This is a genomic window from Leuconostoc falkenbergense, from assembly GCF_014634805.1.
Taxonomy (GTDB): Bacteria; Bacillota; Bacilli; order Lactobacillales; family Lactobacillaceae; genus Leuconostoc; species Leuconostoc falkenbergense.
Genome location: NZ_BMBS01000052.1, coordinates 1 through 10,928, shown reverse-complemented (window position 1 = coordinate 10,928; position 10,928 = coordinate 1). Strand labels below are relative to the sequence as shown.

Annotated in this window: 7 protein-coding genes and 1 pseudogene; all 8 read left to right on the top strand. The window is 41.0% G+C overall.

The annotated features are described in order from the left end of the window. A partial coding sequence (locus IEU71_RS09140; RefSeq protein ID WP_242030667.1) for a BspA family leucine-rich repeat surface protein occupies positions 1 to 2,569 on the top strand: 2,569 nt, incomplete at its 5' end. A 106-nt stretch (positions 2,570 to 2,675) separates the two neighbouring features. Next, the gene (gene helD / locus IEU71_RS09135; RefSeq protein ID WP_004912321.1) at positions 2,676 to 5,042 is read left to right on the top strand and encodes an RNA polymerase recycling motor HelD; all 2,367 of its coding nucleotides are present in this window, start codon (positions 2,676 to 2,678) and stop codon (positions 5,040 to 5,042) included. Beyond that, positions 5,039 to 5,734 (top strand): nucleoside/nucleotide kinase family protein, encoded by a 696-nt coding sequence (locus IEU71_RS09130; RefSeq protein WP_004912318.1) that lies wholly within the window; start codon positions 5,039 to 5,041, stop codon positions 5,732 to 5,734. The genes helD and IEU71_RS09130 overlap by 4 nt, the downstream gene beginning before the upstream one ends. Positions 5,735 to 5,849: 115 nt before the next feature. Continuing rightward, on the top strand, positions 5,850 to 7,361 hold the full coding sequence (locus IEU71_RS09125) for an MDR family MFS transporter (RefSeq protein ID WP_004912315.1): 1,512 nt from the start codon (positions 5,850 to 5,852) through the stop codon (positions 7,359 to 7,361). Continuing rightward, positions 7,361 to 8,038: a DUF4811 domain-containing protein gene (locus tag IEU71_RS09120; RefSeq protein WP_004912312.1), complete on the top strand. Its 678-nt coding sequence runs from the start codon at positions 7,361 to 7,363 to the stop codon at positions 8,036 to 8,038. The genes IEU71_RS09125 and IEU71_RS09120 overlap by 1 nt, the downstream gene beginning before the upstream one ends. Positions 8,039 to 8,314: 276 nt before the next feature. Next, the gene (locus tag IEU71_RS09115; protein WP_004912309.1) at positions 8,315 to 8,515 is read left to right on the top strand and encodes a cold-shock protein; all 201 of its coding nucleotides are present in this window, start codon (positions 8,315 to 8,317) and stop codon (positions 8,513 to 8,515) included. 108 nt (positions 8,516 to 8,623) lie between these two features. Then, positions 8,624 to 9,337: a 2,3-diphosphoglycerate-dependent phosphoglycerate mutase gene (gene gpmA / locus IEU71_RS09110; RefSeq protein WP_004912306.1), complete on the top strand. Its 714-nt coding sequence runs from the start codon at positions 8,624 to 8,626 to the stop codon at positions 9,335 to 9,337. A gap of 245 nt (positions 9,338 to 9,582) precedes the next feature. Further along, positions 9,583 to 10,827 (top strand): annotated as a pseudogene (locus IEU71_RS09105) (PTS transporter subunit EIIC); the annotation flags it as partial. Positions 10,828 to 10,928: the final 101 nt, after the last annotated feature.

Genomic DNA, 10,928 nt, shown 5'->3' with positions numbered 1-10,928 from the left:
AAACACTCAACTGGCAATCACCACGAAAGGTTTTTCAGCAGTTTGCAGTGTTCGGTTAATTCTTGCAATCTACCATAAATCAAAAGTGGCTACACAATCAATCTTGTCAGGAGAGAATGGTGACTCATCATGGACACTTGATGACACAACGGGTGAGCTGATTTTCACAAATGGTACATTAGATCAAAACATTGCAACCAATATTACGAACGAAGGATACGATCCAACACTTGTCAAATCCGTGTCATTTCAGGGGACAGTCGTTGCACCAACTAATTTGGATAATTTTCTAACAGGATTAACTGAATTACAGTCGTTTGACGGTGCTAATCTTGATACAAGCAGCGTGACGAGCATGAGAAACTTCTTCTCTGGTTTGAGCAAACTTGGAAAAGTTAATTTAGATATTGCGACTAACCACACCATGTCCGGTACTTGCATGGAAAACTTTTTCGCTAACACGCCCAGCTTGTGGAAAATTGCAATTGGTGCTAACTTTGAATTTCAAGGAGACACACCAGTTACTATTCCATCAGCGCCCGACGTTGGTACACATATCACAGATAATGGGACTACATATGTTACTAGTGCAGCCAATTGGCAATTAGTTGGTGCAGGAACTGATCATCTACCCGCTGGGGAAGTATTGAGCAACTTAAAGACAATAACAACAAATACAGCGCCGCGTCCCCTCACCATAGTTTGGGCACAGACTGGTGAAACATATGATCCTATTCTTCGCGGTTATCACGGCACGTCACCTTGGACACTCGACCCAGACACTGGTGAATTGATATACGGTAGTGGTACATTTCAAGACGCACTAACAGTTGTGGCTAATTTGGAGTCGTATGATGTTGATCCTGATATTGTCACTTCAATTAGTTTTACGGGAACAGTTAATTTACCAGCTAATGCAACAAGTATGTTCTCTGGTCTGGACAACTTAACAGCGTTTGATGCTACTAACTCATATACGGATAATGTGACGAATATGAAGAGTATGTTTCAAGGCACTATTATAACTAACCTAGACCTTAGTAGTTGGAAAGTGACTCAGGTCATGTCATTTTATAATATGTTCAGCAATGCCAAACAATTAATGACCTTGAACCTATCGGATTGGGGTGTTGGTCGTACAGCAACAAATGTTACCATGTATGGTATGTTTGATCACACCAGTGCTTTGACCAATTTGACCTTAACAAACTTTAAAACGACTAACGTCACTGATATGGGGGTTATGTTTTATTACAGTGGTGTGAAAAGCTTGGACCTGAGTGACTGGGATGTAACTCAAGTCACATCATTCTATTTCATGTTTACCTATTCGCAACTCGTGACACTTAATCTATCAAGTTGGGATATTGGACATACGGCAACCAACGTAAGTATGCGATATATGTTTGCTTTTACCAGCCAACTCAAAACTTTAAACCTGACCAACTTTAAAGTGACCAATATCATAGACTTATCTGAAACGTTCAGAGGCACTGGACTTGAAAGTTTAGATGTCAGTGGTTGGGATGTTTCAAAGGTGACTACATTTAGCATGACATTTGCCCAAGCGTGGGATATAAAAAGTTTGAATGTGTCTGGCTGGGGTGTTGGTCGTACGGCGACTAATGTCTCTATGAGCAACATGTTTTTTGGATTAGGCCGTTTAAACGATTTAAACTTAACCAACTTTAAAACAACTAACGTTACTAATATGTCTTACATGTTTGCTGATAATAGTGATAGTGTTAAAATTCCAATCACTAGCTTAGATGTAAGTGGTTTTGATGTCACACAAGTCACAACTTTTACAAAGATGTTTGCAAATATTAGCCAATTGAGAACACTAGATTTGTCCAGCTGGACTACTTCCGGTGCTACGGCAACTAACATGTTTGCCGGTACGTCTAGTCTCTGGAAAATCACCCTCGGAGAAAATGTGCAATTCGCCGCTGATCCTAGCTTCACAGCAGCTCCCGCAGTTGGTACAACGATTCCGGGCACTAGTTATGTGACAACTGCTGCCAGTTGGCAGAACATTGGTACAGGTACAGATCATCAACCAGCAGGGGCATTAGTCACAACTACGGAAATGTACGCTGATAGAACAGAACCAGTGACTTACGTGTGGGCACAAGGGGTTCAGCCAACACCTGCTATCAACACGATTTCATCACTTAATTTTGGTACGTTAGCAGCCAGTGACTTCTTTAACGGCAATAGTCCGCTGGCAACCAACATGGCAACTGGTTCAGTGGCCTTAAAAGATTTAGATAACAGTACAACGTATAATGTTACCGTGGCACAAACGAGTGACTGGACAACTGATGGTGAGTCAGCTAAGATTGCCAAGTCAAACTTGAAGATTAAATATGGCACTAGTGATTTAGCCACGGGAGCTAGCAGTTTCTGGTCGGGCACATCAGCGACTGAGACCAAGAGTATTGCTTTTAATCATGATACAACCAAAAACTTCAGCATTTGGTTGAACCCAAGCACTGTGCTTAATACCGCATTGCTTGGCAAACAACTAGAATCAGAATTGACATGGACGTTGAGTGAGACGCCGTAAACAGAAGAAGCGCTTAAATGTTAATCATTTAAGCGCTTTTCCTTTTCATTTATTCAATCTAAGCGTATAATTATATCATTGAAATTTAAGAGAGTGGGACGCGTTTTTGGACGAAAAAATTAAGCAAGTTGAAGAGCAATATTTGAAGACAACACTATCAGCCATGAACCAATCTTTGACTGATACCGAGCTAGAAATTAAGCGGACAAACAAAAACATCTCTGACGTTTCCAAAAGTTGGGGAGATGTGCGTCTCAAAACGGATACCTATTCCGGTATTGTTGAAACAGCTATGTCTGTCCGCCAGCAACAACAAATGTTGTCTGAACGTGAAAATTCTAAGTCACGGGCAGAACGTCGCTATGAAGTTTTAAATAAGCAGATTCATAATCCGTATTTTGCACGTATTGATTTTAGCGAATCCGTGTCAGAAAGCGGTGAACCAGAAACCATCTACATTGGTTTGGGGTCGTTTAGTGATGACGACAATCGCTATTTTGTCTATGATTGGCGTGCACCAGTAGCTTCTATTTATTATGACGGTGGCATTGGACCAGTTGAATATTTGACACCGGATGGCACTCAAAAAGCCAATGTCACGCTGAAACGTCAATTTCAAATTGAAGACGGCGTGATTGTGACGTTATTTGACACGGAAGAGGCAATTGGGGACGCTATGTTGATGAATGCCTTGAGTGGCGAATCATCAACCAAGATGAAGTCAATTGTGACAACCATTCAAAAAGAGCAAAACAAGATTATCCGTAATACGTCGGCTGATCTCTTATTTGTTCAAGGTGCAGCCGGCTCTGGTAAGACGGCGGCCGTTTTGCAACGTGTGGCTTACTTGCTTTATCGTTACCGCGGTAAATTAACCAGTGGTCAAGTGGTGCTATTTAGTCCCAACCAACTATTTAATGATTATATTGATCAAGTTTTGCCTGAGTTAGGTGAACAGAATATGGTCCAAATGACATTTTACCAGTACGCCTCACGTCGTTTACCTAAAATGTCAGTAGAAACGTTGCAAGAACGCTTTGAATTGGATCATGTGAATAATCGACTGGCATTGGCCAAAGGTAGTGTTGACATGTTCAACGCCGTCACCAATTATGCCAACTCTTTGACACGTCAGGGGATGAAGTTCCGCAGCATTATGTTTAGAGGCGAACCATTTATCGCCAAAGAACGCATGGCAGAAATTTATTATCAGTACAACGAAAATTACAAGTTAAGTCAACGTTTGGACGCAACGCGCGACACACTTATGCGTATGCTAAGCAGCCGTATTGGCACAGAGATGCGTAAAGATTGGGTAGATTTAGAAATTGAAAATCTATCTAAAGAGGAATATGATGAGCTTGTTGGCGCTGGGCGTGTCCGTATGGGCGATAATGAAGAAAACGACGCAGCAGCAGTGACGCGCCGCACACAATTAGGTGCTGGGGAACAAGAACGAGAATTTACCAGTGAAAAAGCTGAGCGCAAGTTCTTGGCCAAGCAAATTACGACACGCGCTTTGAAGCCTTTGGCAAGACAAGTGAGACGTGCTAGTTTCCTTAATATCAATGCGCAATTTATTGATTTCTTGCATGAGTTACCAAGATTCTTTGACTTAGCGGCTTATCAATTATCAGAAGCAGAGTGGCAGACGCATGTTGAACACGTTGTGGCAAATCTCAAGAATCATCAAATGTCACTGGCGGACACAACGTTATATTTGTATTTATATGATTTGATGACTGGTAAGCATGGCGAACGTGATATTCGCTTCCTATTCGTTGATGAAGTGCAAGATTATACGCCGTTCCAATTAGCTTTCTTAAAGTTTAGCTTCCCATTGGCAAAGTTCACGGTGCTCGGTGACCTTAACCAAGCAATTTTCACCAAGGATAATGCGGCTAATTTGCAGGAAGATTTGGCTAGCTTGTTTGACCCAGAGCGGGTAGACACGGTTAAGCTCACACAAACTTACCGTTCGACACAACAAATTACTGATTTCACCAAAGACATTTTATTAGGTGGGCAAGACATTGAAGCGTTTAATCGTAATGGCGAGAAGCCAATTGTGAAAATCGCTGACAATGAAACTGACTTGCTGAATAAGCTACGTCAGCAGTTACAACAAAATGCCAAAGACCAAGATTCGACAGCTATTATCACCAAAACACTCGCTGATGCGAAGTTGTTGGCGCAACAATTGGCTGATAAAAGTGTGACATTAATTCAATCAGAGAATCAACGTTTAGCACTGGGAACTATCATAGTACCATCGTATTTGGCTAAGGGACTGGAATTTGACGCAGTTGTCATTTGGCACGCGGATTGGACACGATATGCGGCAGAAGACGAACGTCGTCTATTGTATACAGTTGCGTCACGCGCGATGCATCGTTTGACATTGCTGGCTGAAAAGTCAGTGACACCGTTGTTGGACCATGTCGGTGCCGAACGTTATGAGGTTGAAAAATGAACGAGTTAGTCAATGAAATTTTGAAACGCTATCAGCAACCTTTCATGGTAATTGGTGTTACCGGTTCAGTTTCAGTTGGCAAAAGTACATTTGCTAATAATTTGGCAGCATTATTTCATCAGGAAAGCTTGACGACTAGTGTGATTAGTACGGATGATTTTCTGATGTCTAATGACACATTGTTGGCCGCCGGCATTTTTGAACAAAAAGGTTTTCCACAAACGTACGATTTGGACCGCATGGCAACAGTGATTAGAGATTTTAAGGTTGGTCGTGAGCAGATCGAGATACCACTTTATACGCAAGAATTGGCTGACATTCACCCAACACAACTGCAAACTATCACCCGACCCAATATTTTAATTGTTGAGGGTGTAACAGCCCTGCGATTACCAGAGGATGTGTTAGATTTCAAAATTTTTGTCACCGCAGATTTGGATAATATTAAGTCATGGTATTTGTCACGTACCTTGCAAGAAACGGCTTTAGCCAAGAATGATCCATCTAGCTGGCGCTATCAATATGCCAAAATGCCACTAGACGAGCTAAGCGATTTGGTAATGAAGGTTTGGGACACAACGAATCAAACCAATTTGGATCACTATATTTTACCTACGAAATCTTTAGCGGATGTGATTGTTACATTGAACGATCAGCACGATGTGAAAAATATCACTTATAATAATCGATAAAAAATTGTCAACTAAGTTGACAATTTTTTTTTAAAGCGTAAAATAGCTTTTTGAACCTAACGAAGAACTAAAGTGTTTTCTGTAAATAGCAGAAAACGAATGAAAGGATTTTGATATGTCGGATAAAATAGTAGACACAAAGGGGAAACCAGTCAACCGCATCGCCATGATGATTGTGTTGTTGGTCGGTGTGTTCTCTGTAATGCTGATGCAAACAGCTTTGGGGACAGCATTACCTGCATTGATGAAAGCGTTTGATGTTAACGCCTCAACAGTGCAATGGTTGACAACCATTTTCTTAATGGCTAACGGGATTATGGTGCCGGTTTCAGCTTACTTAACAACACGAATTCAAACAAAAACATTGTATCTATCAGCGCTTGGGTTGTTCACTGCTGGTACATTGCTGGCGTTTGTGACACCAACTAATGCCTTTTGGATGCTCATGGTGGCACGTGTTTTGCAAGCCATGGCTGTTGGTGTTTTGATGCCATTGATGCAAGTGATTTCGTTGAATTTATTTGACGCAGAGTCCCGTGGTAAAGCGATGGGTCTTGGTGGATTAGTTGTTGGAATGGCACCTGCCATTGGACCGACGCTGTCAGGTTGGATTTTGGAAAAAGATCACACCATTTTAGGCTTCACGCTTGAAAATTCATGGCGCTCAATCTTTGGCGTTATTCTACCAGTTGTTATTTTAGTCATGATTGCTTCATTTGTATATTTCCGCAACATTTTACCAACGAAAAAAGTGACACTAAATGTGCGCTCTTTGATTGAATCAACGTTTGGATTTGGTCTAATTTTGTTTGGATTTGCCATGGTTTCAGACCACGGATGGGGTGATTTTGGTTGGGTTATTCTGCCATTAATTGCTGGATTGCTGATTACAATTGAATTTATGTGGCATCAATCTCGCATGGAGAAGCCATTCTTGGATATGTCTGTCTTCAAGTCTAAGCAATTTACCATTACGACAATATTAGTGTCACTAGCTATGATGGCTATGATTGGTGTTGAAATGGTTTTGCCAATTTATATGCAAAATATCCGAGTCTTAACGCCGTTGGATTCTGGTTTGACGTTACTTCCCGGCGCGTTGATGATGGGAATTATGTCACCGATTGCTGGTGCTTTCTATGATAAGCATGGGGCCAAGCGCTTAGCCGTTACTGGATTTTCTATTTTGTTGATTGGTACGGTACCGCTATTTTATATGACCGCTGATACGTCGCAACACTTTATCACAGCACTATACACATTACGTATGTTTGGTATTGCGATGACAATGATGCCGTTGACAGCTTCTGCTATGGGTGCTTTGTCACCTGAAACAGCCGCCCAAGGAACAGCTGCCAACAACACGATGCGCCAAATTGCTTCTTCATTGGGAACGGCAATTTTGGCATCAGTCATGCAGTCTGTTACTGACAACAATAAGCCAGCTGCTTCACTTAAAGGCCAAGATCCATTGTCGTATGCTAATAAGTTAATAGATGCAACATTAAACGGCTTCCACGCTTCATTCTTGTTGGCCGCAGGATTTGCTCTTGTTGCATTGTTAATTACATTCTTACTACACAGTGGCAAAATTAACACACCAGCACACAAGGAGGACGCAGCCTAATGATTATTTTGTTGATAGCGTTATTTGCTATTTTGGCCTTTGTAGCCAATATGATGATTACCAATCGTGGTATACGTATTGTAACAACAGTGATTATGTTTGTTGGGTTGATTGCAAGTGTTGCTGGCGTTGCGGCTAACATGAATTCACACTACGGTATGAAGGAAGTCACCACGACAACCAAAAAACAAATCTACACAGCCGGAACGGCGTCACAGGGATTTGGTCTATTGCTTTATCAAGGTGTTGGTACAAACGGCGCTGAAAATGTCTATGTTTACCGTGCCACAGACAATGCTAAAAAGACAACTGTTGCAAAGCCCAACTTGAAGACCAGTTCTCGTATGTCTAATATTTCCGGCAATAAAGCCTACAAAATTACAAAAACAACGCGTTATGTCTATAAAAATGCCACGATGCGGTTGATGTTTGGTATTGGTGGCAATAATCACCAACTTAAAAATAAGCATGTTGTTTATCAAGTGCCAAGCACTTGGGTTGCTTTGACGACGACTCAAGCTAAGTCATTGCAATCAAAAATGACACCCAAGACAGATGCTGAAAAACAAGCACTAGCCCAACAACAAGCACAGTTAGCTGCTTTGGCAAAAACGGATCCAGACAAAGCGGCACAATTACAAGTTGCAGCAGTCAAAAAAGCGTTAAATATTAAATAATATGTCATCAACGTTTTCGCCTTAAACAGGTTGAAAACGTTTTTTTTGATACAATTGCAGTTGTTCTTAATCGGTGAAAAAATTAATCCAATAATTGGGAGTAAAAAAGAATTACGGTTATTAGCGTATTACTTGCTAATTTCTGTGAATGTGTTACACTAATGGGGTAATAAAAGTTTTTGATTTTGATTTGTTTTTTTCGGAAGGCGCTCAGTACCAATTATTTTAGATTACGAACAATATTACTTGGTGAGCACACCAAAGGAGAAACATATCATGGAAAAAGGCACAGTAAAGTGGTTTAACGGCGAAAAGGGTTACGGATTCATCACACGCGAAAACGGCGAAGATGTATTTGCACACTTCTCAGCAATCCAAGGCGACGGCTTCAAGACTCTTGACGAAGGTCAAGCAGTTACTTTCGAAGTTGAAAGTGGTGACCGCGGTTTGCAAGCTGTTAACATCGTTAAGGGCTAATAACCAATTAGAAAGAACTCGCTTCGGCGAGTTTTTTTGTGTCGTGATTTCGTGGTATAATGATATCGTTACGATTAACACAAACATAAACTAAGGAGTTTAGAACAAATGGCTAAATTAGTACTAATCCGTCATGGTCAAAGTGAATGGAACGCATTGAACTTATTCAATGGTTGGATTGACACAAAGTTGTCAGACAAGGGTGTTGAACAAGCAAAGGAAGCTGGCGAATTGTTGGCTGCCGAAGGTATCCAATTTGATCAGGCTTATACATCAGTTTTGACACGTGCAATTACAACATTGCACTACGCTTTGGAAGAGGCTGGTCAATTGTTTATTCCTGAAGAGAAGTCATGGCGCCTTAACGAACGTCATTATGGCGCTTTGCAAGGTCAAAATAAGGCTGAAGCTGCTGAAAAGTGGGGCGACGAACAAGTTCACATTTGGCGTCGTTCATACGATGTTTTGCCACCATTGTTGGACTCATACGATGAAACAATGACAGTTCAAGGCAAGACATATCCTGCGTTTGATCGTCGCTATGCCGATGTACCTGAAGGCGAATTGCCATTGGGTGAAAATTTGAAGATTACTTTGGAACGTGTATTACCTTTCTGGGAATCAAACATTTCAAAGGACTTGAAAGCTGGTAAAAACGTTGTCATTGCCGCTCACGGTAACTCACTTCGTGCTTTAGCTAAGCATATCGAACACATCTCAGACGATGACATTTTGAATCTTGAAATTGCTAATGGACAACCACTAGTTTATGACTTGGATGACAATTTGGAAGTTGTATCAAAGACAACATTAACAAAATAAAGTCAATTATCATTCCTAGGTATACCAAAATTGGTATACCTTTTTTTATTGCTATATTTTGCTTTTTTTAGTAGAAAAGTGTACATTGGTATATGTTGTGAAAACGATTTTGATATGTTATGAAAGTTTACATGAAAATGATTATTTGTCCTTAAAAGCGTTATTATCAGTAGTATTATGTCAGTATAGGGAAAGGAATCACTAGATTTGTGTTACATTTGGCACAAATTGGAGTGTGTGAGGTTATGAAAGATTATTTTCAACGGATGGGCCACTCATTGATGCTGCCGGTGGCAGTTTTACCAGCAGCTGCGATTTTAACAGGTATTGGTAATTGGCTACCAGCTACTTGGTTTATAAGCGGTGTTTTAAAGTTAGCTGGTGGTTCGATACTTGATATCTTAGCGCTTTTATTTGCGGTTGGCTTGGCTTTAGGAATGTCCAATAAAAAGGATGGGGCGGTTGCTTTGGCAGCAGTCGTTGGTTACGCGTTGACAGACTATGTGCTCCGTCCAGAAAATATTGCGACTTTGTTTGGTCAGAAAATAACAGCCGTCAACGCTGCTTTTGGTACACCAACGCACAACAATGTCTTATTTGGTATTGTTTCTGGTTTAGTTGCAGCAGCGCTTTTTGATAAATTTGGACAAACAAAATTGCCTCAAGCGCTGTCTTTTTTTAGTGGGAAGCGATTAGTACCGATTTTAACAGCTTTGGCGATGCTAATATTTAGTATTGTGATGATTGTGATTTGGCCGTTTGTCTACGCAGCATTAGTTGCTTTTGCAACAACCATTGCTAATCTTGGTTGGATTGGGGCAGGATTGTATGGCTTCTTTAACCGATTACTGATTCCAACGGGGCTACATCATGCCCTGAATTCAGTCTTTTGGTTTAAAGTTGCCGGGATTAATGATATTGGTAATTTTTGGGATTCACATGGTGTTTTGGGCATTACTGGCCGTTATCAAGCAGGATTTTTTCCAATTATGATGTTTGGTTTGCCGGCCGGTGCGTATGCCATTTATCGTAATGCGTTACCAGAGCAAAAGAAACGGATTGGTTCGTTAATGTTGGCAGCAGGTGTTGCCTCATTCTTTACAGGTGTGACAGAGCCTTTAGAGTTTTCATTCATGTTTGTTGCGTGGCCACTGTACTTGATTCACGCAGCTTTAACTGGTTTGAGCTTAGCAGTAGCGGCATTTTTCCATTGGACATCTGGCTTTGGCTTTTCGGCAGGGTTAGTCGACTACGTATTAGCGTTCAAAATGCCTTTGGCTAACAAGCCTTATATGTTGTTACTGCAAGGGGTTGTGTTTGCGATTTTGTATTATGTGATTTTTAATTTTGCCATTCAAAAATTCAACTTGATGACACCCGGTCGTGATCCAAAGGAAAATGATGTGCCAGAAAGCACTGTGCCGTCGCGTCCGTCGACAGAAGATAAGTATTTACGTAGTGCGCGTGTCATTTGGCAAGCGTTGGGCGGAGATAATGCAAAAGATAATTTAACTTATGGTAGATTGTAAAATTAAACCGAACACTTGAATAAAAAAGCCGCAGCGCCTTTAATGGTAATTGTCTAAAACAA

Coding starts and splice junctions, on each gene's coding strand:
- IEU71_RS09130 (WP_004912318.1), top strand. CDS start 5,039: ATGAACGAGTTAGTCAATGAAATTTTGAAACGCTATCAGCAACCTTTC.
- IEU71_RS09125 (WP_004912315.1), top strand. CDS start 5,850: ATGTCGGATAAAATAGTAGACACAAAGGGGAAACCAGTCAACCGCATC.
- IEU71_RS09120 (WP_004912312.1), top strand. CDS start 7,361: ATGATTATTTTGTTGATAGCGTTATTTGCTATTTTGGCCTTTGTAGCC.
- IEU71_RS09115 (WP_004912309.1), top strand. CDS start 8,315: ATGGAAAAAGGCACAGTAAAGTGGTTTAACGGCGAAAAGGGTTACGGA.
- gpmA (WP_004912306.1), top strand. CDS start 8,624: ATGGCTAAATTAGTACTAATCCGTCATGGTCAAAGTGAATGGAACGCA.